Origin of the sequence: Photorhabdus sp. CRCIA-P01 (genome assembly GCF_003545805.1) — a bacterium.
In the GTDB taxonomy this organism is placed as follows: Bacteria; Pseudomonadota; Gammaproteobacteria; order Enterobacterales; family Enterobacteriaceae; genus Photorhabdus; species Photorhabdus antumapuensis.
The window spans coordinates 93,683-119,576 of sequence record NZ_NMQR01000009.1 but is presented as its reverse complement, the minus strand read 5'-3'; the positions used below and the strand labels follow the sequence as shown (position 1 = coordinate 119,576).

The following is a 25,894-nucleotide window of genomic DNA, read 5'->3' as shown; positions in this document are numbered from 1 at the left end:
ATTATATATATGAAATAAAACCGGATTATAATCATCTCTTTTTGCTTTTTAATTTATTGCATCTATTCAAGGTAAAATAACATTTATAAAGTAATTATTATAATTAAGTTATTTTGCAAACAATATTCAATAATTGAACTCAGGTTAATTAAGTTAAGTTACGGATCATTCCGTTTATGGTTGGCCGTTTCTGATTACTGGTAATTACATGCCATTTTAGCCATAATAGCTATTCGAGCCATTTTAGACGATAGGTGATGTATGGAAATTATTCCCGCACAGCTAGCTAAGAATCAGTTTGGTGATCTGCTTATGAAAGTTCAGCGTGAGCCAGTGACAATTAGTAAGCATGGTAAGCATGTGGCCGTGGTTATCTCTCCTGAAGAGTATGACCAGTTCGCACAGCTCAAGCTACAGAGTTTAAAAGCCGTTTTGGCTGAATCTATTGCACAGGCTGATTGTAGTGAATTACATAGCATTGATGATGTGTTTGCGCCGCTAACGGTTGATGAACTTGAAGGTAAGGCTTAGGGATGAGCGTTCGGTTTACTAAGAAGGCCAGAGAGCATATTCGTGCAATCAAGCTCTATTCTATGCGTCGATGGGGGGGTGATGTCGCGGAAGCTTATGCCACTTCGTTGCGTGTGACCATGACGGACATTCTTGATCGTCTGCCATCCCCCGGTCGCGATCGTAGCGAGGATCTTTATTTTGGTGTGCGGAGTTTCCCCGTTGAGAGCCACATTATTTACTATCGGGAAGTTCCGGCTGGTATTGAAGTGTTGGCAGTGTTGCATCAGACGCAAGACCCACATAAACATCTGTAATAAAGGGGTTGGCGCTCTTTACTAGCGTGAGTTTTTGAGTGTCAGCCCCTATATCTATAATCTGAAAGGCATAAAAACGAAATCATCGCCGCCCGGAGTGGTTCTTGTCATGTACCGTGAATTTCATTCCCCCCGGACGGGAAAGCACAGTGCAGAACCGGGCACAACCGTATGGCATCTGATACGGGAAGCGGCAAATATGTAGGAATAACAGATTATCCACTGCCTCATAATTCATGGAGAAAATGATGGAAACTGTGGATTATTTTGCCCAGAGGGTTTAATTATGTCCAAGTCTGAGCCCTGCATTTTACTGGACTCAGACTCTTTAATTTCTACTTGATTCGGTAATGGTTATGGTAATAAATGGAAGCCTCCAATTCTACCGACCACTATTTATCACCCGCTAAATAGTCACTTATTCATTACCGGAATATTTCCCCGTAACCAACTACCTAATTTACGCTGGTAAAATGGCTGCGTATGTTGAATTAAATAATGGCTGATGCCACGCTCTTTTTCATCAACTAAACAGAAGTCAATCGGTTCTTCTTCTGATGTGTATTCACAAGCAATACTGCCCGCTTCATGGATCAGTTGTTCAATTTCGTCTGCGGTGCCATTCATTTCCAACCCAATCAATAAGTTGGGTTTTTCATCCACATTTTTATCATGGGCTTGAATGATAAAAGCACGGCGAACAGGTTTACGTTGGCTAAATAAACTGACCAAAGCCTCAATGAGCTGCGAAGGATATTCTTCCGGTTGGCTAAGTGTCATTTTACTACCACTTGGAACATCAATCTCAACCGAAACTAATTCACTTAATGAACCCATAAAAATCTCCAATCAGTTTTTTTTAGATAAAATAAATTTATTTCGCCTTTGCTAACAACAAATTAGCAATCGAACGAACCCCATAACCTGTTGCACCAGCGGACCAATGTTCTACCGCAGATTTACGATAAGTCGCCGAGCAATCAATGTGAATCCAACCTTTTTGGTATTCTTCCACAAAGTGAGACAGGAAAGCCGCCGCAGTACTGGCGCCCGCAGTATGCGGTGACGCAGCAACGTTGTTTAAATCAGCAAAATTCGATGGCAGTTGGCTACGATGGAATTCAGCCAATGGTAAACGCCAGAACAGTTCATTCTCAGATGCAGAAGCCGCCAACAGATCAGCCGCCAGTTTGTCATCAAAGCTGAATATTGAGTGGTAATCATTACCCACCGCTGTTTTCGCTGCACCAGTCAAGGTTGCCGCATCAATGATTAATTTCGCTTTCTCTCTACTAGCATCAATTAAACCATCAGCCAGCACCAGACGACCTTCCGCATCCGTATTCATCACTTCAACAGATTTTCCATTACGGTAATGAATAACATCACCCAGTTTAAAGGCATTACCACTGACCATGTTATCCGCTATGCAGAGGAACAGTTTAACCCGTTGTTTCAAACCACGACTGATTGCCAGCGCCAATGCACCTGTCAGGGTTGCTGCTCCACCCATATCCGATTTCATGGAATCCATAAAGGAAGATTGTTTCAGGCTGTAACCACCAGTATCAAATGTGACGCCTTTACCTACTAGGCAGGCAAACACTGGCGCTTGCGGGTTGTCAGTTGGGTTGTAATCCAACACCAACAGAATCGGATCACGAGAAGAACCACGGCCAACAGTGTGAATGCCAGCATAACCCTGTTCACGTAAATCTTCGCCTTTGATAATGCGATAACTTACTGACTCACAAGCCATGCCACACATCAGGTCTATCGCACGCTTCGCCAATTGCTCCGGCCCAAGCTCTTCCGCCGACATATTGATAGTGTCACGCACCCAATCAATAATTTTAATTCTGCTTTCCAATTCCTGTTTTTCAGCTGCGGGCAATTGAGGCCATTCGATAGAACGGTTGCCTTTTGGCGCACGGAATCCTTGCCAGAAAGCCCAACTTTTCTCCAAATCCCAACCTTCGCCAACCAGAGCTACATGACGAATTCCCTGCCCGTCAATTTTACGTCCGGCACGTTGAACCGCCCCTAATTTACCTTTACCAACCAGATGAATCATCACCCCTTGATCACTGGAACTAATCAGCGCTTTTTCACCCCAGCAAGCTGCTGCTGGTTCATAAGACAGTGTTATTGGCATGATTTGTTTAGTCATTCTTTTCTCACCTCTTATTATTACCGCTTGATGGCAGTGAGGAGCTTATTCAAGCTTCCACCGATATAATTCTTCGTCTGCCAGATACTCATCCTATAAAAAAACCGGCCAAAGCCAGTTTTTCATTGAAGTTCAGCCTAACTTAAAACGATGACAGATAAATAACAAATTAATGCTATTTGTTATTCAAACTCATCTAACCAAACGAGCAGAATTGCTTCTAAAATCTTTTCATTGGATTTTTCAGGCACATCATCAAAGTCATCCAGTTCACAAATCCACTGGTGCATATCAGCAAAGCGAACAGTTTTTGGGTCCACCTCAGGAAATTTGTCATATAGCGCTTCACCGATTTCACGGCTGTTGGACCATTTCAGGCTCATTTATTTTTCTCCTGCCAATCAGTGCTCACGGGCATGGTTAATGGTGTATTTTGGAATTTCTATCACCAAATCTTCGTCAGAAACTTTGGCCTGACAACTCAGACGACTTTCCGGTTCCAGCCCCCAAGCTTTATCCAGCATGTCATCTTCCAGTTCAGAACTCTCTTCCAGTGAATCGAAACCTTCACGAACGATACAGTGGCAAGTTGTGCAAGCACAGGATTTTTCACAAGCATGCTCAATCTCAATCCCATTGCGCAATGCAACATTCAGAATGGATTCCCCCTCTTTAGCTTCCAGAACCGCACCATCAGGGCAAAGATCGTTATGAGGTAAAAATACAATTTTTGGCATAATTAAATCTCGTCCACAGAATGGCCCGCCAACGCCCGACGAATAGATGAATTCATCCGGCGGGCAGCAAATTCCTGCGTTTGCTTATCCAGTTGTTTAATTGCGTTTTCAATAATTTCAGGATCACTGCCCTGAACGCTTGTTATAAGTATTTCCACGGCAACATCAATTGCCGCCTGTTCTTGTTCATTCAGTAGATCGGCATCTTTTTCTAACGCATTGGTGACACTTTCCAATACCCGTGCCGCTTCAACTTTTTGTTCCGCCAGTTTGCGCACACTGATATCTTCCTGAGCATTTGCCATAGAATCTTTTATCATGCGAGCGATTTCTTCATCAGATAAGCCATAGGAAGGCTTCACCTGAATCGAAGCTTCGACGCCAGTGGATTTCTCCAACGCACCGACATTCAGCAAGCCATCGGCATCTACCTGGAAAGTGACCCGGATATGGGCCCCACCAGCCGGTAATGGCGGAATACCACGTAGGGTAAAACGGGCCAGTGAACGGCAATCACTTACCAATTCTCTTTCCCCTTGCACCACATGAATACTCATTGCACTCTGGCCGTCTTTGAAGGTGGTGAATTCCTGCGCTTTGGCAACCGGAATGGTCGTGTTACGTGGGATAACTTTCTCAACCAAGCCCCCCATCGTTTCTAGCCCAAGTGAAAGCGGGATCACATCCAACAGTAGCATGTCGCTATCTGGCTTGTTACCCACCAAAATATCCGCCTGAATCGAAGCACCCACAGCCACCACTTTATCAGGATCAATGGAAGTCAGCGGTTCGCGGCCAAAAAATTCACCAACCATGTGACGAACCAACGGTACACGGGTTGAACCGCCCACCATAATCACCTGTAGAACCTCATCCGCAGAGACTTCTGCATCTTTCAATGCCCGGCGACTTGCCAGTAAAGTCCGTTTTATCAACGGGGTTATCAGGGCTTCAAATTCACAACGAGTGATTTTTCCTTGCCAACCGGCAATGTTTATCTCTGCAATATCAGCATCACTCAAGGTGATTTTTACCTGAGTAGCCATATCCAGTAGCTGACGTTGCAAACTATGGTCGTCTCGATCGCCAATCCCCGCCTGTTCACGGATCCAGTCAGCCAGTATCAAATCGAAATCATCACCGCCAAGGGCAGTATCGCCACCGGTTGCCAGCACTTCAAAAACACCACGACTTAACCGCAGAATAGAAACGTCAAATGTTCCGCCACCTAAATCATAAACCGCAATCACACCTTCTTGACCAGAATCCAGTCCGTAGGCAATCGCAGCGGCCGTCGGTTCATTAAGCAAACGCAGAACATGTAACCCGGCTAAACGCGCCGCATCTTTTGTTCCCTGACGCTGTGCATCATCAAAGTAGGCAGGAACAGTGATCACAATACCATCAAGCTTCCCATCCAGTGTTTCTTCTGCACGCTGCGCTAGAGATTTAAGAATTTCAGCAGAAACCTGAATAGGATCGACCAAACCCATTGCGGTATTGATCAACGGCAACCCGTTTTCACTCGCTTGAAATTGATAAGGAAGATTTGGATAACGTTGCTGAATGTCAGCCAGAGAGCGGCCCATCATACGTTTTACTGAACTGATGGTATTCGCGGGATCACACGCAGCCTGTTGACGGGCCCGCCAACCAATTTCAGGGCCCTTTTCATGGTAGCGAACAACCGAAGGAAGCAGGTAACGATCTTCACTATCCATCAATGTTTCCGCTTGCCCACTGCGAACAGTGGCAACTAATGAATGTGTCGTGCCTAAATCAATACCGACAGCTAAACGACGTTGATGTGGTGCAGCGGATAAACCCGGCTCGCTAATTTGTAATAAAGCCATATGCGCTTTCCTTAAAAGTCGTCCAGTAAACGTTCTTCCAGTTGCTCAATCTGCTGTTGCAATTTATCGAGAAAACGTAATTTACGTACCGTATCGGCTGCTTGCTCCCACTGCTGCTCATTCAATTGTTGCTCCATTTGCTGGCTACGGGTTTTAAGCATCCCGTCCAGACGAGCAGCAAAATCAGCCAATGCCACTTCTGCATCGGTTTCACTGGCAATACATTCCAATTCTTCCCGCAACATAAGCTGTTCCATCAGGAAAGCGTTGTCATTCATGGTGTGCTGTTCATTGGCTAAATCAAAACCATGCAGAGAGAGCATATATTCAGCGCGTTTCAGTGGATGTTTGAGCGTTTGATAACCGTCATTGATAGTCACTGCCTGCTGCAACGCCAGCGTTTTTTCACGCTCTGGCTGACTAGCAAAGCGATCCGGATGAAACTGACGCTGCAATTCTTGATAACAGCTTGCCAGTTGTTCACGATCAACAGCATAACGAGCCGGCAGCCCAAATAAAGTGAAATAGTCCATAATCTAAACTTACTCTGGATTTGGCCGAAAAACGGAATTAAACGTTAAAACTCTCTCCACAACCACATTCGCTGGAAACATTTGGGTTGTTGAATTTAAAGCCTTCGTTAAGGCCCTCTTTAACAAAATCCAGTTCCGTACCGTCGAGATAGACCATGCTCTTGCCATCTACGATAACTTTGACACCCTTATCTTCAAATACCGTGTCATCTTCGTTAATCATATCGGCAAATTCAAGCAAATAGGCCATACCTGAGCAGCCTGATGTTCTGACGCCCAGACGCAAACCAACACCTGTTCCACGGTTACCCAGGAATGACGAAACGCGTTGCGCGGCACTTTCTGTAAGGGAAATTGACATACAACAACCTCACTTATTAAAACCAGCAAAGGTGGATACCGGATGGTATGTAACAGCCAGTATCCACCAAATTTTTTTCTATTTTCTTATTATCAAGGGCAATTATTTGCCCTGGCGTTTACTCTTGTAATCCGCAATCGCTGCTTTAATCGCATCTTCCGCCAGAATAGAGCAGTGGATTTTCACTGGTGGCAGTTCTAATTCATCTGCAATTTCAGTATTTTTAATCGCTTCCGCCTGATCCAGAGATTTGCCCTTCATCCATTCAGTCACTAAAGAGCTGGAAGCAATCGCAGAACCGCAACCGTAAGTTTTGAAACGCGCATCTTCAATAATGCCTTCATTATTGACTTTGATTTGCAGTTTCATCACATCACCACACGCAGGGGCACCAACCATGCCGCTGCCAACCATGGGATCTTCACTATCGAAAGAACCGACGTTACGTGGATTTTCATAGTGATCAATTACTTTTTCGCTGTAAGCCATGTTATTACTCCTGAAACCGTCTGATTAATGATGAGACCATTCGATACTATTTAGATCCACACCTTGTCTAAACATTTCCCACAGTGGAGAAAGTTCACGCAGGCGGCCAATAGATTTGTGAATCAGTTCAATGGCATAGTCGATCTCTTCTTCTGTCGTAAAGCGCCCTAAAGAGAAACGGATAGAGCTGTGAGCCAGTTCGTCATTCATCCCCAACGCACGCAATACGTAGGAAGGCTCCAAGCTGGCGGAAGTACATGCGGAACCCGAAGAAACCGCCAGATCTTTTAATGACATCATCAGTGATTCACCTTCAACATAGTTGAAGCTGACATTCAGAATATGCGGCGCACCGTGCTCTAAATCTCCGTTAAGGAAGACCTCTTCGATATCTTTGATACCCTGCCACAGGCGCAACCGCAGACCACGCAGACGCTGAGATTCACTCTCCATTTCCTGCTTGGCAATACGGTAAGCTTCACCCATACCCACAATCTGATGAACAGGCAAAGTACCAGAACGCATTCCACGTTCATGACCGCCACCATGTTGTTGTGCCTCAATACGAATGCGTGGTTTACGGCGAACGTACAGCGCGCCAATCCCCATCGGCCCATAAATCTTATGGGCCGAGAAAGACATCAGATCGACTTTCAATTTGGTTAAGTCAATTGGCAGCTTGCCTACGCTCTGAGTAGCATCAACATGGAAAACGATACCGCGACCGCGACACATTTCGCCGATAGCGGCAATATCCTGTACCACACCAATTTCATTGTTAACATGCATGATAGAAATCAGAATAGTGTCATCACGCACCGCGGCTTCCAGATCATTTAAATCAATCAACCCGTTGCTCTGAGGTGCCAAATAAGTGACTTCAAATCCTTCACGTTCCAATTGACGGCAAGTATCCAGCACCGCTTTATGCTCGGTTTTGCTGGTGATGATGTGCTTGCCCTTTTTCTGGTAAAAATTAGCCGCCCCTTTAATGGCAAGGTTGTCAGATTCCGTTGCGCCAGAAGTAAAAACAATTTCACGCGGATCCGCACCCACTAAATCAGCAATCTGATTACGGGCAATATCAACCGCTTCTTCAGCCTGCCAGCCAAAACGATGTGAACGAGAAGCGGGGTTACCAAATATCCCGTCCCTGGTCAGATAGTTCATCATCTTTTCAGCAACACGCGGATCAACCGGTGTCGTTGCTGAGTAATCTAAATAAATTGGTAATTTCATTGCTCACATACTCCCTACTTCTAATACTTCAATTCATCACAAGTTCTGCTTATGGGCGCAGATTGACATTAATTGTTTCTTGTGCTCTGCCGTTAGGTGCACGGCGTTTATCGTTATCCTGGCGACCAGCAACGTCCAATACTTCTTGGTTATTGACTAATTCTTCTAAACTGATACCGCTCAGGAAACCGGTAATACGATCACTTAAATCGCGCCATAAAGCATGAGTCAGACAGCGATCACCGCTCTGACACCCTTCTCTACCCTGACAACGGGTAGCATCTACTGATTCATCAACTGCGAAAATCACTTCGGCAACAACAATTTCACTGGCATCTTTACCCAACAAGTAACCGCCACCCGGACCACGGACACTTGAAACCAGACCATTTTTGCGCAAGCGAGAAAATAACTGTTCAAGATAGGAGAGGGAAATACCCTGACGTTCAGAAATGTCGGCCAATGGTACCGGACCTTCTTGTGAGTGTAACGCCACATCAAGCATGGCAGTTACCGCATAACGCCCTTTAGATGTCAATCTCATAAATGAATTACCCCGTGGTGAAATATGAATAAATTGTGTCATTCCTGAGTATTTTAGTCAACTATTTAACCTAGTAATTTACTCAACTATTTCTTCGCCCATTTTTCAACGGAGGACAGGATGCCACGCAGAATATTCAGTTCCTGCATCTCAGGCCGGGCACGGGTAAAAAGCCGCCTTAATCTATTCATTATTTGGCCTGGGTGCGCTTTTCGAATAAAACCTGAATCATTTAATACACGTTCAAAATGATGATAAAAGCGTTCCATATCATCAGCTAATGGATATTCCACTTCATCGTTTTTTTGCTCGGTTTTATCCTGACGCGCCAAATAGGCCATACGGATTTCATAACTGACAAGCTGAACCGCCATTGCCAGATTTAATGAACCGTACTCCGGATTAGTTGGAATATTCAGATGATAATGGCACTTCTGCAATTCTTCATTGATCAACCCTACCCGCTCACGGCCAAAAACAATGGCAACTGGCGCATGTGCAGCCTCCTGAACACTACGCTCACCACATTCACGAGGTTCGACCACCGGCCATGATAACGTTCTTGAACGGGCGCTGGTACCAATCACCAAACCGCAACCCGCCAGCGCTTTATCCAAACTATCGACAATCGTCGCATTACCAATAACATCGCTAGCACCCGCAGAAAGTGCAATCGCATGAGAGTCTGGCTGAACCAAAGGATTAACTAGATAAAGATTGGTTAATCCCATGGTTTTCATTGCCCGGGCGGTTGACCCCATATTTCCGGTGTGGGAAGTTTCAACCAGGATAATGCGGATATTTTCTAACATGACAACTTCTGAATAGTCTGGATGGTTATAAGAGCCAAATATCTTAACACAGCATTAGTCATTTTTCCGAATTACTGCTATACTATGCGCCGATTAATTACCCGTTCTTTAACATCCTGGTGGAAGATATCCCATGCATCCAATGCTGACTATCGCCATACGCGCAGCGCGTAAAGCCGGCAACCTAATTGCCAAAAATTATGAAACTCCCGATGCGGTTGAAGCTAGCCAAAAAGGCAATAACGACTTTGTTACCAACGTTGACAAAGCCGCGGAAGCGCTCATTATCGACGTTATTCGCAAATCTTATCCCAAACACTCGATTATTACCGAAGAGAGTGGCGAGTTGTTAGGAGAAGATACTGATATTCAATGGGTAATCGATCCACTGGATGGCACGACTAACTTTATCAAACGCCTCCCTCACTTCGCCGTTTCTATTGCAGTACGCATTAAAGGCCGTACTGAAGTTGCGGTTGTTTATGATCCAATGCGTAATGAGCTTTTCACCTCAACCCGTGGTCAAGGGGCACAGTTAAATGGCTACCGTCTGCGTGGCACCAATGCCCGTGATCTGGATGGTACTATTCTGGCAACAGGTTTCCCATTCAAAGCAAAACATCATTCCACTGTTTTTATTAATATTTTGAGTAAATTATTTGTTAGTTGTGCTGATTTCCGTCGTACAGGTTCGGCTGCTCTGGATCTGGCTTATGTTGCGGCTGGCCGGGTAGATGGTTTCTTTGAAATTGGCCTAAAACCGTGGGATTTCATGGGTGGCGAACTGTTAGTTCGTGAATCTGGCGGTATCGTAACTGATTTCGTTGGCGGTCATAATTATATTCATTCTGGCAACATTGTTGCAGGTAATCCACGCGTTGTTAAAGATATTCTGGCTGAAATGCGTGATGAATTATCAGAAGCGTTGAAACGTTAATTCCAGTTAATTTTAAATAAGAATGGCAAGACGGTAATCAGGTAGACTGCAAAAATGCGGTCTACCCTCCGCTCCTACAATTCATTTAACAACAAAGACCATTGTTACTTCGTTAACCAATAAATTGTTACTCCGCTAACCAGTAAACGGCTTCATAAGGCTGTAGCTGCATATCTTTTGCAGGTAAATGGTTTTCAGAATAGTTCCCCATCAATTTAACCCATGAGCAATCGGATAAAGAAGCGTCCAGCGACCATTCCCGCACTTCAACACTGAGATTGGCAATAACCAACAACGTCTGATTTTCCCAACGACGCACATAGCACCAAAGAGAAGGATGAGACGGTAATAAGTCTTCATAGCTGCCATAAGTCAATACAGGATATTCCTTACGCAGCTTGATTAAGCGTGCATAACAATGAAAAACTGAATCATCATCCTGCATAGCGTTTTCAGCATTCACATCCTGATAATCACTATTCAGCGCTATCCACGGCTCCCCTTGAGTAAACCCTGCATTAGCCGTCGTATCCCACTGCATTGGAGTTCGCCCATTATCACGAGATTTCTTCGCCAGGACCGATAAGATTTGCTGTTTATTATTACCCTGCTCAATCTTCTCTTGATAAATATTTAAACTTTCTATATCCCGGTACGCTTCAATGTGAGAAAAGCGAGGGTTAGTCATTCCCAGCTCTTCCCCTTGATAGATATAAGGGGTTCCCTGCATACCATGCAGTACCATTGCCAACATTTTAGCGGACGGCACCCGCCAAGCACCTTCACCGCCAAAGCGTGAAACAATACGGGGTTGATCGTGATTACACCAGAACAGCGCATTCCATGCCCGCTCGTGCATGCCTTGTTGCCACTTGGCAAAAATTTTCTTCAATTCAATAAAATCGGGCGGCGCTGCAACCCATTTTTCACCATTGGGGTAATCGACTTTTAAGTGATGAAAAGCAAAAACCATCGACAACTCTTCGCCATCCAATGAAGAATAACGCTGACAATGTTCCAGTGAAGTAGAAGACATTTCCCCGACCGTCATCACACCGGCAGGCTGGAATACTTCTCTGTTCATTTCTTGCAGAAATTCATGAATACGCGGGCCATCGGTGTAGAACTGACGCCCATCCCCCTGAGTTGATTCAGGAAAATCTTGCTGCTTAGAAACCAAGTTAATGACATCCAGACGGAAGCCATCAACACCAAGGCCAGCCCAGAATTCACAAATCTTTTTCATTTCAGCCCGTACTGGCTCATGTTCCCAGTTTAGATCGGCCTGTTCAACAGCAAACAGGTGCAAATAATACTGTTTGCTTGCTTCATGCCACGCCCAAGCATTACCGCCAAATTTCGACACCCAATTATTGGGAGGTGTCCCCGGTACCCCATCTCGCCAAATGTAATATTGCCGATAAGGACTATCAATATCCTGCGCTTGTTTAAACCAAGGATGTTGAGTCGAGGTATGGTTGAAAACAATATCCACGATAACACGGATATCACGTTGATGTGCCTCATCAACCAAACGCTTAAAATCATCCTTTGAGCCGTAAGCCGGGTCAATCGCATAATAATCAGCGACATCATAACCGTTATCTACCTGTGGTGAGCAGTAAAAAGGCGTCACCCAAATAGCATCCACGCCCAGTTTCTTCAAATAATCAAGCCGATAAGTAATGCCATTAAGATCGCCTGTTCCGCTACCCGTAGTATCCTGGAAACTCTTAGGATATATCTGATAGATGACACCTTGTAACCACCATGGAATGATTTTGTCCATCAAAAACACCTTATCAATATATTTCCTGAATTGAATAACCAAATGGTTATTTTTATATCTGTCATTTGTGAAGATTTAACAACATTATTCAACAGCTAGCATACCAGTCATATTCTTCTTTCGATAAACAACGGTCGTGAGAATCAACGGAACAATGATGGCGACAAGCATAGCTAATGCGTAAATTAGCCAAAATTGCGGTTTAATCGAAAGAATACCTGGCAGACCACCCACACCAATACCGTTTGCCAATACACCACTCAACCCACAAATCAACCCAGCTAAACCGGAACCAATCATGGCACAGAACATAGGGAATCGATATTTAATGTTAATACCGTACATTGCCGGCTCAGTGACGCCTAAATAGGCGGAGATAGCCGCAGGCACGGATAATTCACGTTCATTATGCTTCTTACTGACTAAAATAATACCAACAACCGCCGATCCCTGAGCAATATTAGATAATGCAATAATAGGCCAGATCGGTGTTCCACCTATACTTTGAACCATCTGCATATCTATGGCTAATGTGGTCTGATGTATACCGGTAATCACCAACGGCGCGTAAAAGAATCCAAATAAAGCAGCGCCAATAGGAGCAAAACTTCCGGTCATCAACGCTTTAACAACCCAAGCTACCCCATCACCAAGTAACCGACCAAATGGCCCAATAAGGCTATGTGCTAAAAAGGTTGCCAATATTAACGAGACTACCGGAACAATCACTAAATAGAGATAACTAGGAACCACCCGTTTTAACTGAACTTCAATCCACCCCAAAGTAATACCCGCCAAAAGTGACGGAATAACCTGCGCCTGATAACCCACTTTTCCAATCGTGAACAGGCCAAAATTCCATATATCAGGAATTTGTTGCCCTAAGAGATAAGCGCTCATTAATTGCGGAGAGACCAGTGTTATTCCCAATATAATGCCTAATATCGGTGTTCCACCCATCATCCTAACCGCCGACCAACAAATACCCACTGGCAGATAGAAGAATATTGCTTCTCCTAGTAGCCATAAAAAATCATATATTGTTTTCCAAATAGGATATATTTGAGCTAAGGTTTTACCTTCACTAAAAGGAATATCACCAATAATGTTACGGAAACCTAGAATAAGCCCGCCGCTAATTAATGCCGGTAAGAGAGGAAAAAATATTTCCGCAAACTTAGAAATGAAACGCTCTTGCCATTTCATATTTTTTTTCTCAACCTGTTGTTTATCTTTTTTATTCAATTCAGATTGACCAAGATAACGATTTAAAACCTGATAATAATCACCAACATTGGTACCTATCACTACCTGGAATTGCCCTGCATTGGTAAAACAGCCTTTAACCATCGGTAAATTCTTTATCTCATCCGGTTTGGCTTTAACTGGTTCAACTAATATAAACCTCAATCGGGTAATGCAATGAGTTACACTGGCTATATTTTCACAACCACCGATTAATGTAATTAGTTTTTCTATATCTTTAGAATTTATTTTATTTTTCATAATAGCCAGTCATCATAAGTTAGTATCAATTACTAATTAGCATGCTTAGTAAACTAATTTCATCCTAATATCATTTGGTTATGCTTGTCATGGGAACGTTCCCAAAAGTGGGTTGAAGATCACATTGAGACGGAAATATTTCTTATTTTTAAGCCAACTTACTCGGAATGATTACTTGTTGTTTGGGGTATTGGCGATTTATTTGAGCAATTAATTGACCAGCCGCATATTTACCTGCCTCACTATAACCCAAATCAATAGAAAGCGTGTTAGGGTATAAAAAATTCAATAAAGGCGTATTACCAATGCTACCTATTTGTATATCTTCCCGATTATTTTGCTGCAAATATTTATATGCACCTAACGCCAAACTATCGGTTGCACAGATTAAAGCTGTTGTTTTCTCTCTCAATACCTTATTAACATGCTGAAACCCACTCTGATAGCTTAAATCACATTGAACAGAAAGTGGGCGCAAATCTTGCTGTTCACAACAAGCTAGATAGGATTGATGGCGCAGAAAACCTGTCGTGGTATCACAATCATCTACGCCAAGAAAACTAATATCTCTGTGCCCCCGCCGATAGAATTCATTCATCAATAAACGGACAGCACCAATATCGTCATAACATACAGAAGAAAAACCCGTATATTCACGGGCAAATACCACTATTTTGTCCCGCCAAGGGAAAAGGGACTCTTCTGACAATCCAGTAAAACCGAACAAAATAATGCCATCTGCATGACGTAATGCCAACTGACGTAGATGTTCCTGTAAAAGCTGTGGATCAAAATTGCTTTCCATAATAATGGGGTCGTAACCACGCTGGTAAAACAGGGGTAACATGGTACTTATCGATAAATTCTCTGAAAAAGATCCCAGACGTGACACAATTAAGGCAATGATTTTGTCACTCTTTACTCGCATCGCTCTTGCTGATTTAGACGGAATAAAATTATTTTGTTGGATAATCGCTTCAACTCTTTGACGTACTTGTGGGCTTACACTATTTTCATTGTTTAATACCCGCGAGACTGTTGATTTACCGACATTAGCCAAGCGGGCGATATCTTTTATTGTTAATTTATTCGACATAATATCTCATAAAAATATTATTGAGGTCTTTAGTTTCTTACAAAAATATTGTAAGAAACTAAATTTATATTGTTAATAATTATGAGCTTTAACCTGTGGTCGCAAGAAGATAGCAGGAAAAGCAACTAAGGCCATCATCCAGAAAATTCCACTGTGAAGATAATCATACATAAATCCGGCAATTACCGTCATGACAGCGATACCGCCCCCCATTGCCAGTGCGGAATAGGCCGCTTGCAAACGCACAATTTCCCCTTCCTTTCTCGCACCGATAAAACGCATCGCTGCCAAATGGCAGACAGTGAACGTACCACAATGCAAGATTTGAACGATAATCAACACCGGTAATGAAGTGAATGTTCCCATCAATCCCCAACGAACAACACCACATATACCAGAAAGCAACAGAAGATTACGGGCACTCCAGCGCCGAAATAATTTATTACTCAAAGTAAAAATAATCACTTCAGCCACTACGCCCAATGACCAGAGATAACCGACTACCGAGGCGGAATAACCTGCCTTTTCCCAGTAAATCGCACTGAAGCTGTAATATCCCGCGTGGGCTCCCTGCAATAAAGCCACACATAATAGGAATCGACGTACCGATTTTTCAGACAACAACTGTTTAAATGACACAACATCCATTTTGGTAGATTTGGTTTCACCAACAGGCATGATAGAGGGCCTAAGTAATGTCACCAACAACGTAGAGAAGACGCTAAACAATATCGTGATGAGGATGGCACGATGTCCCCAGACAGAAATTAATTCCCCGGTTAATGCTGAACTGATAATAAAGGCAATTGAACCCCAGACGCGTATTTTACCGTAATCAAAGGGAAATTGTTTCTGCCATGTTCCTGCCAGCGCATCACTCAATGGCATCATCGGCGAAAAAAATAGGTTGAAGCCAATCATGACGAACAGGAGCCACGCCCAATGATTTCCTAATGTAAAGGCAACAACGAAAATAAAGGTTAGTAATGCCGATATGCGCAACGCAAAAATAAGTTTTGCGGGATCTTTAACGGTAGGCGTGATTAATAAACTCCCCAAGAAACGGGAAACCAAGCCCGCACCCAATAAAATCCCCATCATATCGGGTTTTATTCCCTCACCCTGGAGCCAGACTGCCCAGAAAGGCAAAAATATCCCGTAAGAAAAGAAATACGTGAAATAATCTAACGCCAGCCAGCGCGTCGATCGAATAACCATTAGTCCTCCCTGGTAAAAAATGCAAAAAACCCGCCCTTAACTAACTTAGTTAACTCAAGCAATTAAGATATTGAGAGTTATCTTGAAATGGATATTTCTCAGGAAAAATCCACACATCACTCTTCAATTTCTCACTTAAGCAAACAATGTTAGCCGGAGCAGGTTTTATACCCGTCATCTTTCAAGTTGCCTCTTTGTTGGCTGCACTCACTCACCCCGGTCACATAGTTCCCTATGCTCCCGGGGATTCGCTCCCTTGCCGTCGCGATGCATCTTGAAATCCATTGGGTATATAATGAATTATTGAAATTTTAATTTATGCGTAAACCGGATATTTTGCGCAAATAGCCAGAACTTTCTGCTTAGTTGTTTCAATGGTCGCTTCATCATTGATGTTGTCCAATACATCGCACATCCAGCCAGCCAATTCACGCGCTTCTGCTTGTTTAAAGCCACGGCGGGTAATCGCCGGCGTACCAACACGCACACCAGAAGTGACAAATGGGCTTTTCGGATCATTAGGCACGCTATTTTTATTTACCGTAATGTTGGCTCGGCCCAACGCAGCATCGGCATCTTTACCGGTGATGTCTTTATCAACCAGATCCAACAGGAACAGGTGGTTCTCTGTACCGCCAGAAACTACTTTGTAACCACGTGCCAAAAACACTTCAACCATGGCTTTTGCGTTATCAGCAACCTGATGTTGATACGCTTTGAATTCTGGTTCCATTGCTTCTTTCAATGCCACCGCTTTGCCTGCAATAACATGCATCAAAGGACCACCCTGACAACCAGGGAATACAGAAGAGTTCAGTTTTTTATACAACTCTTCGTCGCCACCTTTCGCCAGGATCAAACCACCACGTGGACCCGCCAGTGTTTTATGCGTCGTGGTAGTGACGATGTGAGCATGAGGAACCGGGTTAGGGTATACCCCCGCAGCGATTAGGCCAGCAACGTGTGCCATATCAACGAACAGATAAGCACCAATGCTGTCTGCAATTTCACGCATCTTTGCCCAATCAACCACACCAGAATAAGCCGAGAAACCGCCGATAATCATTTTTGGCTGGTGTTTTTGAGCTTGTACCGCGATATCGTCATAATCGATTTTACCGCTTTCATCGATACCATAAGGTACAACGTTGTATAACTTACCAGAAAAGTTAACCGGAGAGCCGTGAGTCAAATGGCCGCCATGTGCCAAATTCATCCCCAGCACCGTATCGCCCGGTTGCAGCAAAGCCATATAAACGGCCGCATTCGCCTGAGAACCAGAGTGTGGCTGAACGTTGGCATAATCAGCACCAAACAGTGCCTTAGCACGATCAATAGCTAGCTGTTCAACAACATCTACATATTCACAACCACCGTAGTAGCGTTTACCCGGATAACCTTCAGCATATTTGTTAGTGAGTTGAGAGCCCTGTGCCTGCATAACTCTTGGGCTGGTATAGTTTTCAGAAGCAATTAACTCGATATGTTCTTCCTGACGAACAACTTCTTGCTCCATCGCCTGCCATAGTTCGGGATCATAATTAGCAATATTCATTTCACGCTTTAACATTGGGTTCTCCTGACTCAGCTAACTTCTCTTCAAACAACACCCCCAAAGGGCCGAATGGCACACAGTGTAAACCCTTTTCACCGAATGAGATAGTCTTGACAAAATATTTTACGCAAACGATTGCATATCCATTACAAGCAAGGTATCGGTTCTAAATAGTGTAATGAAAATTACGCTGCATTTTTCCTCTTTTGTCGGAATTTATGACCTAAAGTAGCCATTTCCTTAGTGTAAATATCTTTTATGAATATTTTTTTCGCCATAAAGACCACACGCTATATTTACAAAGTCTCCAAAAGAGTATAAGTTTCATTTAAATTACATGTTATAACTTTCGTTACCCACTTGAAAGAAATTCAGGAGTTTCACCATGCTGGATAGCCAAACTATTGCAACTGTCAAATCAACTATTCCACTACTTTCTGCTACTGGTCCAAAACTGACAGCACATTTCTATGAGCGGATGTTTAAACATAATCCTGAGTTGAAAAACACCTTTAATATGAGCCATCAACTTAATGGTGATCAGCGTGAAGCCTTGTTCAATGCGATCTGCGCCTATGCAGCCAATATTGATAACTTAGAGGTACTACTACCCGCAGTGGAAAAAATCGCGCATAAACACGCTAGTCTGAATATTCAACCAGAGCACTATCAGATTGTCGGTACTCACCTGTTGGCAACGTTGGATGAAATGTTCCAGCCGGGAAATGAAATTCTGGACGCTTGGGGAAAAGCTTATGGTGTGCTCGCTGATGTTTTTATCAATCGTGAAGAGCAAATCTATCATAGTGGTGAATCAACAGACGGCGGCTGGCGTGGTTTGCGTCCATTCCGTATCAGCCGGAAAGAGCTAAAAAGTGATGTCATTTGCAGCTTTGAATTTGTACCACAAGATGGCGGGAAAGTGATGGATTACAAACCTGGTCAGTATCTCAGTATCTATCTGCAAGATGATAGTTTTGCTAACCGAGAAATTCGCCAATATTCACTGACGGCAGCACCAAACGGCTCCAGCTACCGGATTGCGATTAAACGTGAACCACAAGGAATCGTTTCCAACCATATGCACGATAAGCTGCAACAAGGTGATACCGTTTGGCTGGCCGCCCCGCGCGGCGATTTTTTCCTCGATATTAAGCCAGACACGCCGGTTACTCTGATTTCAGCGGGGGTTGGCCTGACTCCCATGATGAGCATGTTGCATCACCTCCACCAGCAAAACCATAATAGCCAGATTAATTGGTTACATGCGGCGGAACACGGCGGCCATCACGCGTTTAGCAATGAAGTCGCAGCGATTGCGCAGGCAATGCCGAATTTTGCTAGCACAATTTGGTATCGTGAACCAAAAGATAAAGATCAACAAGGTATTCATTATCAACACAAAGGTTTTATGGATCTGACGGTTCTGAATGAGGCGTTGAAAACAGAAGGAATGCATTTCTATTTCTGTGGCCCAGTCCCCTTTATGCAATATGTAGCGAAACAGTTATTGGATATGGGAATTGATAAACAATTTATTCACTATGAATGTTTTGGTCCACATAAAGTGATTTAAATTTTCAACTTAATATTAAAAACGCTATACGGTGATAATAGCCAATAAAGTGAACTGAACAGAAACTATCTTAGAGACTTTATGGCGTTTGTTTATCATGGAGCCCGTCCTATTGGACGTCAGCTCCATTGATTTCAAAAGCATCCAGCCGACACTTAGGCGATCAGGGAAAACCTGTTTATTCCGTAATGTATATTCGTTGGTTTTGAATGAAGCTTTAAGATGGTGGGTCGTGCAGGATGACTCGGCCCACGGCCTCGCCCTTCGGGCCAGCGCTCACGCGCTGTTGTCTCGCTTCGCTCGGCTCGAACCTGCAATCAATTGATTAAAAATCAACGGCTCTACCGACTGAGCTAACGATCCATCTGGAGGAATTGGTTTTGAATGAAGCTTTAAGATGGTGGGTCGTGCAGGATTCGAACCTGCGACCAATTGATTAAAAGTCAACTACTCTACCGACTGAGCTAACGACCCATCTAGGGGGATTTGTTTTGAATGAAGCTTCAAGATGGTGGGTCGTGCAGGATTCGAACCTGCGACCAATTGATTAAAAGTCAACTGCTCTACCGACTGAGCTAACGACCCATCTTGTGACTTATCTCGGCAACGGCGGCATATATTACTGATTTCTCCGCGCCACGCAATAATTATTTTTAAAAATTACGTTTAAATGCTTACTAAGCACTCGATTAACCCCGAAAATGTATTACTACGCCCTTCCGGGGCCAATAATTACAGCGTAGAAAGCTTTTTCTCCGCCAGTTTAGCTGCATTCGAACCAGGGTATTGTTTCATGACCTGTTGATAAACCGATCTCGCTTTATCCTTTTGTCCCTTGTCTTGCATAATTAAACCAACTTTATAAAGCGATTCACCACTCTTCTGCGACTTAGGATACTCTTTTACTACCGTAGCAAAGTAATAAGCGGCTTCGTCTTTCTTACCCTTGTTATAATGAAGTTGCCCTAACCAGTAATTAGCATTAGGCATGTAACTCGATTTTGGGTAACTCTTCACGAAATTCTGAAAGGCCACAATCGCTTTATCATACTCTTTGGTATTCACTGCCAAATGAACAGCCGCGTCATAATCACCTTTCTCACTACCCATGCCGACAGATGATAATGTTTGATTGCCACTATTATTTGCCGTTGAAGAAGGGGTATTTGCAGTAGGTTTACTCCCCTCAGAACTGGTAGCCCCTTCCAGTTGCTGATAAATATCCTTCTGCCGTTCTATAATCTGATTGAGCTGATATTGGTTTTCCTGAATCTGCCCTCGAAGCATGTCAATATCACGTTGAGAATCAGCTAGTTGTTGCTGGAGCTGAGTTAATAGCTGACTGTGAGCATTGGAAATACGCTCTAATTGGGTAAGGCGCTCATCGGTGGAACCCGATCCGACATTACTGATTGGCGCTTGGGCAATAGCGGCCCAAGGAACCGCTACGCCAACCAATAACGACAGACCCAAAAAATGATGTCTGAAGTTACTGTTCATGAACTACTCTTAGTATGCCAATACTGCGCGACGGTTTTTAGCATAGGCTGTTTCGTCGTGACCCAGTACAGCTGGTTTCTCTTTACCGTAAGAGACGATAGAGATTTGCTCACCGGAAACACCTTTGCCTTGCAGGTACATTTTCACTGCATTAGCACGGCGTTCACCTAATGCGATGTTGTACTCAGGAGTACCACGTTCGTCAGCATGACCTTCCACAACAACTTTGTAAGATGGGTTGCTGCGCAGGAATGCTGCGTGAGCGTCTAACAGCTGAGTAAAATCTGAGTTGATGTCGTATTTGTCAAAACCAAAATATACGATGTTATTGTTTTGTAGCTCTTGCATTTGCTGACGAGCTAATTCCTCTGCTGATAGACCCGCATTAGTTTCATTAACAGTGCCTACACCAGTCTGATCGTTATCAGCATTCTTGTTAGAACTACACGCTGCTACGGCCATAACGGGTAAAGCTAACATCAGCCCTTTTAGCACTTTGTTCAGTTGCATCTCTTTGATCCTTTTAAAATTTGCCATACATATTATTATGCATCACAGATACGGCGACCAGGCAGGAAATTTTACCTGTCCATCGGTTGCCGGAAGACGCGCTTTGAAACGCCCGTCAGTCGAAACTAGCTGCAATACAGTCCCCAACCCTTGGGTGGAGCTATAAATCACCATAGTGCCGTTAGGTGCGATACTCGGCGTTTCATCCAGGAACGTATCCGTCAAAGTTTGAACGGCTCCCGTTGCCAGATCTTGTTTAGCAATGTGCTGCTTCCCACTCTCTGAGCTGACCATCACCACAAAATTACCATCTGCGCTTACATCAGCATCCTGGTTTTGTGTGCCTTCCCAAGTGAGACGTTGCGGAGCACCGCCATTAATATCGATTTTGTATAACTGTGGACGGCCACCCTGATCAGAGGTATAAACCAAAGTCTGGTTATCTGGCATCCAACTTGGCTCAGTATTATTACTGCGGCCATCTGTAACCTGACGAATCTGAGCTGAACCCAAATCCATCACGTAAAGATTCAAACTACCCGATTTAGATAGAGCAAATGCCAATTTGCTGCCATCAGGGGAAAATGCAGGTGCACCATTATGACGCGGGAAAGAAGCAACCTGACGTACTTCACCACTCGCCAAGGTTTGAATAACCAAAGCAGAACGGCCACTCTCAAAAGTCACATAAGCCAGTTTGGCGCCATCAGAAGACCATGCCGGTGACATCAACGGTTCTGGCGAACGGTGAACAGTGAACTGGTTGTAACCATCGTAATCAGATACACGCAGTTCATATGGATACTTACCGCCATTGGTTTTGACAATATAAGCCAGACGAGTACGGAATGCGCCTTTGATGCCCGTCAGTTTTTCAAATACTTGATCACTGGCTGTATGTGCAGCATAACGCAACCACTGTTTGGTCACTTTAAACTGATCCTGAGCAAGTACCGTGCCCGGAGCACTCGAAGTATCAACCAACTGATAAGAGATTAAAAAACCACCATCCGCACTAGGTTGAATCTGCCCAACAACAACAGCATCAATCCCCAACGCCGACCACGCAGCAGGTGTCACCTCAGATGCCGTCGTTGGTTGCTGTGGCATACGGCTGATATCAATAGGGTTAAATTTACCACTGTTGCGAAGATCGGCCCCAACAATCGCCCCTATCTCTTCAGGTGCATTGCCCGCGCCAGTCCATTTAAATGGCACAACACCAATAGGACGTGCAGAATCGACGCCTTGGGTGATCTCAATACGAACTTCTGCGTGAACAACTGTGGCCCACAACATTAAAATGCCTAACACTACTTTAAAAGCCTGCCTCATTAATCTCTCCCTTATCACGATGGAACGCAATAATTCGCAGAATATTAACAAACGTCAACAAACAAAACTAGATAGCTTAATAACATTGAATGGTTTTGTTTGTTATTAATAACTTCTCAATAACAATTTTATTGTGGTTTGAAATCAAGTGGAGCATTTTTAAACACTTCGTAAACCTCCTTGCTTGGTGGCTTCGGTATTTTCGCTTGTTTAGCCGCCGCTACCGCAGCCTGACACAACGCCTGATCGCCCCCTTCTGGTTTTACATCAATTAACAAGCCATCAGGAGCAAGTTTAATCCGTAATATACAGGTACGTCCACGATACATGTCCGCATCGTAAAACTTATTCTGTATCGCTATCTGGATCTGCCCTAGATAGTTATTAATATCGGCATTTGAAGCTCCACTTTTCTTACCACCACCTTTACCGGCGGCAGAAGCCCCTCCCTGCTGTTTTGGTGCATTAGAGGTTAAACCACCGAGTAAATCATCAACTTCATTTTCCTGTTTGGCCGCTTGTGCAGCAGCTTTTTTCTTGGCATCAGCTTCGGCCTTGGCTTTAGCTTTTGCATCTGCTTCCGCTTTGGCTTTAGCATCCAATTCAGCTTTAGCCTTGGCTTTTGCTTCAGCCTCCGCTTTAGCTTTCGCTTCTTCTGTGGCCTTTTGTTTAGCAGCAGAGGCTTCAGCTTCTTTTTTAGCTTCGGCTTCTGCTTTTTTCTGTGCCTCAGCCTGCTCTCTAATCAATCTTTCTTTTTCAGCTTTGGCTTTAGCTGCCGCTTCTTCTGCCAATTTTTGCTCTTCACGGGCCTTTTTCGCGGCTTCCTCGGCTTGCTTTTTCTGTTCTTCCGCAGCCTGTTGCACTTTAATTCGCTCTTCTTCCACCGCTTTTAAACGTTCCTGCTCTTCAGCCTGTTTTTCTCTCAATTCGGCTGCTTGCTGCTCCGCTTTCTTGTTACGTAACTGTTCTGCACGTTTAGCGTCAGCTTGCTGTTGCTGGTGTTGATTGTACTGTTGTACTACCACATTCGGATCGACCATAACAGCATCAATAACAGAACCATCCTGACCACCGCCACCCATCTCAGTTTTTCGTGTCAGGGACCCCCAAATAAGTAACCCAATCAAAATAATATGCAACACAACCGAAACGATAACAGCGCGATTTAATTTATTGTTTTGCCCGTTTGTCTTTCCCACGCTCGATATCCAAGATTTTCAAATAACAGCAACTGCCGGCTAAACTCAGATAGCCTGAGTCATTAAACCAACGGATTTCACACCTGCCTGATGCAGCATGTTGAGTGCCTTAATAATCTCATCGTAAGGCACTTCCTTCGAACCACCAATCAAGAAAACAGTTTTTGGATTCTCTTTTATTCGTGCCTGCGCTTCCGCAATAATCTGCGGCTCAGGCAATAATTCCAATCGTTCATGGTTAATTATCATGGTGTACTGACCAACACCTGAAACCTCCACGATTACCGGTGGATTGTCGGAGTTGGAAACCGTTTTAGAATCTACCGCATCCGGCAGATCAACTTCTACGCTCTGAGTGATAATCGGGGCTGTTGCCATAAAAATCAGCAACAGAACCAACAATACGTCCAGTAAGGGAACGATATTGATTTCGGATTTCAGCTCACGCTTGCGACTACGAGTGCGTGCCATAGCTTCCCCCCTTACTATTTGTTCTCTGCTTTATTTTCAGCAGCGAAAGCCTGACGATGCAAAATAGCCAGAAACTCTTCCATAAAGTTATCGTAATTTTGCTCCAGCTTATTAACACGCTGATTCAAGCGGTTGTATGCCATAACTGCCGGAATCGCCGCAAACAGACCAATCGCCGTTGCAATCAACGCTTCTGCAATACCCGGCGCCACCATCTGGAGAGTAGCCTGTTTTACCGCGCCTAACGCGATAAATGCATGCATAATCCCCCAAACGGTACCAAACAGACCGATATATGGGCTAATTGAACCAACCGTGCCCAAGAATGGAATATGGCTTTCCAACGATTCCAATTCGCGATTCATTGAGATGCGCATTGCACGTGTGGCCCCTGTTACCACCGCTTCTGGAGCATGGTTATTTGCATGGCGCAAACGGGCAAATTCTTTGAACCCAGAATAAAAAATTTGTTCCGTTCCACCTAAAGAATCTCGACGCGACTGACTTTCCTTATACAAGCGTGATAATTCAATACCCGACCAGAATTTGTCTTCAAATGCTTCCGCCTCACGAGTTGCTGCATTGAGAATTTTGGTCCTTTGAATAATGATCGCCCATGAAGCAACGGAAAAGCAGATCAAAATAAGCATGATCAGCTGCACCAAAAGGCCCGCCTTCAGGAATAAATCAAGAATGTTCATGTCAGTCACTGCTTAAACTCCGCGACAATAGACTTTGGAAGCGCAATCGGCTTCATTTGAGATGTATTCACGCAGGCAATTAAAACTTCTGCGCTGTTAAGAATTGTTCCATTACCATCAACAATGCGTTGAGTAAATGTCAAAGACGCTCTACGAATATCGGTAATTTCGCTCTGCACCTCCAACATATCATCAAGCCGGGCCGGGGCACGGTAATCAACCACCATACGCCGAACAACAAATGCAATTTGTTCATCAAGTAAACGCTGTTGATGAATTCCATGTTGACGTAACATCTCAGTACGTGCTCTTTCATAAAAGACGACATAACGACCGTTATAAACTATCCCACTTACATCTGTATCTTCGTAATAAATACGGATCGGCCACCGGAACAACGTATTACTCACTTTCAATCCTACATAAGGCGAATTAACGCTGCCACTATACTCAAGACAATGAGGCTTTGGAATAATGTGCAAATAAAAAATTTATGGGTTAAAAGCCCCATAGCATGCAAAATTAACGCACAAAGAAATGATACAAACCCCAAATCACAATCAAGAATGCCGGCAGAGGAGAAAAAAAGATACGCCAAACAATATTTCTTGGCTGAAAACCCACCCCAAAAGTCACGCCTGTACATACAGACCATATTAGCAAAATACTTTGCCAAATCTGCAATGAACTGGTATTAGCCGCAAAACGAGCAGGGTCCCAGAATACACAAGCAGCAAACACTAATGCCATAATAAGGATAAGGCCCCGAACAGGGCCCTTATCCATTAGCCGATAGCATTTATCTATCAACATTATTTCTCACTATTTTCAGCGGTTTTTTCCGCTTCATTATGCTCAAGTGCTAAGGCAGCGATTATAGCGAAACTACACGCCAAGAGCGTTCCGAGAATCCAAGCAAAATACCACATGCTCTGT

27 protein-coding genes, 3 tRNA genes and 2 pseudogenes are annotated in these 25,894 nt (G+C 43.9%); 4 read left to right on the top strand and 28 right to left on the bottom strand.

Translation table 11 applies throughout. The features are described 5' to 3' along the window. Window positions 1-261: 261 nt before the first annotated feature. A complete protein-coding gene (locus D3222_RS08435; RefSeq protein ID WP_118985758.1) occupies window positions 262-531 on the top strand; it encodes a type II toxin-antitoxin system Phd/YefM family antitoxin in 270 nt (89 codons plus the stop codon). Between the two features lie 2 nt (window positions 532-533). Next, on the top strand, window positions 534-827 hold the full coding sequence (locus D3222_RS08430) for a type II toxin-antitoxin system RelE/ParE family toxin (protein ID WP_118985757.1): 294 nt from the start codon (window positions 534-536) through the stop codon (window positions 825-827). Window positions 828-1,241: 414 nt separating this feature from the next. On the opposite strand, the pseudogene D3222_RS08425 reads toward D3222_RS08430, so the two are convergent. The 11 genes and pseudogenes from D3222_RS08425 to trmJ all read right to left on the bottom strand — a co-directional run. Further along, window positions 1,242-1,634: pseudogene (locus D3222_RS08425) on the bottom strand (enhanced serine sensitivity protein SseB C-terminal domain-containing protein); the annotation flags it as partial. A gap of 67 nt (window positions 1,635-1,701) precedes the next feature. Beyond that, on the bottom strand, window positions 1,702-2,997 hold the full coding sequence (pepB, locus tag D3222_RS08420; RefSeq protein ID WP_118985755.1) for an aminopeptidase PepB: 1,296 nt from the start codon (window positions 2,995-2,997) through the stop codon (window positions 1,702-1,704). Window positions 2,998-3,179: 182 nt separating this feature from the next. After that, a complete protein-coding gene (gene iscX, locus D3222_RS08415) occupies window positions 3,180-3,380 on the bottom strand; it encodes a Fe-S cluster assembly protein IscX (protein WP_118985754.1) in 201 nt (66 codons plus the stop codon). 18 nt (window positions 3,381-3,398) lie between these two features. Then, the gene (gene fdx, locus D3222_RS08410; RefSeq protein WP_118985753.1) at window positions 3,399-3,734 is read right to left on the bottom strand and encodes an ISC system 2Fe-2S type ferredoxin; all 336 of its coding nucleotides are present in this window, start codon (window positions 3,732-3,734) and stop codon (window positions 3,399-3,401) included. A 2-nt stretch (window positions 3,735-3,736) separates the two neighbouring features. After that, window positions 3,737-5,587 (bottom strand): Fe-S protein assembly chaperone HscA, encoded by a 1,851-nt coding sequence (gene hscA, locus D3222_RS08405; RefSeq protein ID WP_118985752.1) that lies wholly within the window; start codon window positions 5,585-5,587, stop codon window positions 3,737-3,739. A gap of 11 nt (window positions 5,588-5,598) precedes the next feature. Next, window positions 5,599-6,120 carry a co-chaperone HscB gene (hscB, locus tag D3222_RS08400; RefSeq protein ID WP_118985751.1) on the bottom strand — a complete coding sequence of 174 codons (522 nt, stop codon included), beginning with the start codon at window positions 6,118-6,120 and terminating at the stop codon, window positions 5,599-5,601. A gap of 37 nt (window positions 6,121-6,157) precedes the next feature. Continuing rightward, window positions 6,158-6,481 carry an iron-sulfur cluster assembly protein IscA gene (gene iscA / locus D3222_RS08395; protein ID WP_118985750.1) on the bottom strand — a complete coding sequence of 108 codons (324 nt, stop codon included), beginning with the start codon at window positions 6,479-6,481 and terminating at the stop codon, window positions 6,158-6,160. Window positions 6,482-6,583: 102 nt separating this feature from the next. After that, window positions 6,584-6,970: a Fe-S cluster assembly scaffold IscU gene (iscU, locus tag D3222_RS08390; protein WP_118985749.1), complete on the bottom strand. Its 387-nt coding sequence runs from the start codon at window positions 6,968-6,970 to the stop codon at window positions 6,584-6,586. Between the two features lie 24 nt (window positions 6,971-6,994). Next, window positions 6,995-8,209 carry an IscS subfamily cysteine desulfurase gene (locus D3222_RS08385; protein WP_118985748.1) on the bottom strand — a complete coding sequence of 405 codons (1,215 nt, stop codon included), beginning with the start codon at window positions 8,207-8,209 and terminating at the stop codon, window positions 6,995-6,997. Between the two features lie 49 nt (window positions 8,210-8,258). Continuing rightward, entirely contained in the window at window positions 8,259-8,753 is a 495-nt protein-coding gene (iscR, locus tag D3222_RS08380; protein ID WP_118985747.1) for a Fe-S cluster assembly transcriptional regulator IscR, read from the bottom strand. Window positions 8,754-8,839: 86 nt separating this feature from the next. Continuing rightward, on the bottom strand, window positions 8,840-9,565 hold the full coding sequence (trmJ, locus tag D3222_RS08375; RefSeq protein ID WP_118985746.1) for a tRNA (cytosine(32)/uridine(32)-2'-O)-methyltransferase TrmJ: 726 nt from the start codon (window positions 9,563-9,565) through the stop codon (window positions 8,840-8,842). A gap of 133 nt (window positions 9,566-9,698) precedes the next feature. Here trmJ and suhB point away from each other — a divergent pair, with 133 nt between their 5' ends. Then, window positions 9,699-10,502 (top strand): inositol-1-monophosphatase, encoded by an 804-nt coding sequence (suhB, locus tag D3222_RS08370; protein ID WP_118985745.1) that lies wholly within the window; start codon window positions 9,699-9,701, stop codon window positions 10,500-10,502. Window positions 10,503-10,629: 127 nt separating this feature from the next. On the opposite strand, the gene treC is transcribed toward suhB, so the two are convergent. The 5 genes from treC to glyA form a co-directional block, all read right to left on the bottom strand. Further along, window positions 10,630-12,291, bottom strand: coding sequence for an alpha,alpha-phosphotrehalase (gene treC / locus D3222_RS08365; protein ID WP_118985744.1), 1,662 nt, complete (start codon window positions 12,289-12,291; stop codon window positions 10,630-10,632). 84 nt (window positions 12,292-12,375) lie between these two features. After that, window positions 12,376-13,797, bottom strand: a complete 1,422-nt coding sequence (gene treB, locus D3222_RS08360) for a PTS trehalose transporter subunit IIBC (protein WP_118985743.1) — start codon at window positions 13,795-13,797, stop codon at window positions 12,376-12,378. Between the two features lie 148 nt (window positions 13,798-13,945). Continuing rightward, window positions 13,946-14,893: a trehalose operon repressor TreR gene (treR, locus tag D3222_RS08355; protein ID WP_118985742.1), complete on the bottom strand. Its 948-nt coding sequence runs from the start codon at window positions 14,891-14,893 to the stop codon at window positions 13,946-13,948. Between the two features lie 72 nt (window positions 14,894-14,965). Next, window positions 14,966-16,111, bottom strand: coding sequence for a 3-phenylpropionate MFS transporter (locus tag D3222_RS08350; protein ID WP_118985741.1), 1,146 nt, complete (start codon window positions 16,109-16,111; stop codon window positions 14,966-14,968). 316 nt (window positions 16,112-16,427) lie between these two features. After that, window positions 16,428-17,681, bottom strand: a complete 1,254-nt coding sequence (glyA, locus tag D3222_RS08345; protein WP_118985740.1) for a serine hydroxymethyltransferase — start codon at window positions 17,679-17,681, stop codon at window positions 16,428-16,430. 367 nt (window positions 17,682-18,048) lie between these two features. On the opposite strand from glyA, the pseudogene hmpA reads away from it, so the two are divergent. Then, window positions 18,049-19,242, top strand: a pseudogene (hmpA, locus tag D3222_RS08340) (NO-inducible flavohemoprotein); the annotation flags it as partial. A 223-nt stretch (window positions 19,243-19,465) separates the two neighbouring features. On the opposite strand, the gene D3222_RS25010 reads toward hmpA, so the two are convergent. From D3222_RS25010 to cydX, 12 genes are all read right to left on the bottom strand, one after another. Further along, window positions 19,466-19,605: transfer RNA gene (locus tag D3222_RS25010), tRNA-Lys, on the bottom strand. Between the two features lie 35 nt (window positions 19,606-19,640). Beyond that, window positions 19,641-19,716: transfer RNA gene (locus D3222_RS08330), tRNA-Lys, on the bottom strand. Window positions 19,717-19,751: 35 nt separating this feature from the next. Continuing rightward, window positions 19,752-19,827 (bottom strand) — tRNA-Lys (locus tag D3222_RS08325). Between the two features lie 147 nt (window positions 19,828-19,974). After that, on the bottom strand, window positions 19,975-20,742 hold the full coding sequence (gene cpoB, locus D3222_RS08320; protein WP_118985738.1) for a cell division protein CpoB: 768 nt from the start codon (window positions 20,740-20,742) through the stop codon (window positions 19,975-19,977). Window positions 20,743-20,751: 9 nt separating this feature from the next. Then, on the bottom strand, window positions 20,752-21,252 hold the full coding sequence (gene pal, locus D3222_RS08315; protein ID WP_118985737.1) for a peptidoglycan-associated lipoprotein Pal: 501 nt from the start codon (window positions 21,250-21,252) through the stop codon (window positions 20,752-20,754). Between the two features lie 42 nt (window positions 21,253-21,294). Beyond that, the gene (gene tolB, locus D3222_RS08310; protein ID WP_118985736.1) at window positions 21,295-22,587 is read right to left on the bottom strand and encodes a Tol-Pal system beta propeller repeat protein TolB; all 1,293 of its coding nucleotides are present in this window, start codon (window positions 22,585-22,587) and stop codon (window positions 21,295-21,297) included. 128 nt (window positions 22,588-22,715) lie between these two features. After that, window positions 22,716-23,786 carry a cell envelope integrity protein TolA gene (tolA, locus tag D3222_RS08305; protein ID WP_118985735.1) on the bottom strand — a complete coding sequence of 357 codons (1,071 nt, stop codon included), beginning with the start codon at window positions 23,784-23,786 and terminating at the stop codon, window positions 22,716-22,718. A 45-nt stretch (window positions 23,787-23,831) separates the two neighbouring features. Further along, window positions 23,832-24,257, bottom strand: coding sequence for a colicin uptake protein TolR (gene tolR / locus D3222_RS08300; protein WP_118985734.1), 426 nt, complete (start codon window positions 24,255-24,257; stop codon window positions 23,832-23,834). Between the two features lie 14 nt (window positions 24,258-24,271). After that, a complete protein-coding gene (gene tolQ / locus D3222_RS08295; protein WP_118985733.1) occupies window positions 24,272-24,967 on the bottom strand; it encodes a Tol-Pal system protein TolQ in 696 nt (231 codons plus the stop codon). Beyond that, a complete protein-coding gene (gene ybgC / locus D3222_RS08290; protein ID WP_118985732.1) occupies window positions 24,964-25,368 on the bottom strand; it encodes a tol-pal system-associated acyl-CoA thioesterase in 405 nt (134 codons plus the stop codon). The genes tolQ and ybgC overlap by 4 nt, the downstream gene beginning before the upstream one ends. 112 nt (window positions 25,369-25,480) lie before the next feature. Next, window positions 25,481-25,771, bottom strand: a complete 291-nt coding sequence (gene ybgE, locus D3222_RS08285) for a cyd operon protein YbgE (protein WP_118985731.1) — start codon at window positions 25,769-25,771, stop codon at window positions 25,481-25,483. Beyond that, window positions 25,771-25,887: a cytochrome bd-I oxidase subunit CydX gene (gene cydX / locus D3222_RS08280; RefSeq protein WP_021325053.1), complete on the bottom strand. Its 117-nt coding sequence runs from the start codon at window positions 25,885-25,887 to the stop codon at window positions 25,771-25,773. The genes ybgE and cydX overlap by 1 nt, the downstream gene beginning before the upstream one ends. Window positions 25,888-25,894 lie beyond the last annotated feature (7 nt).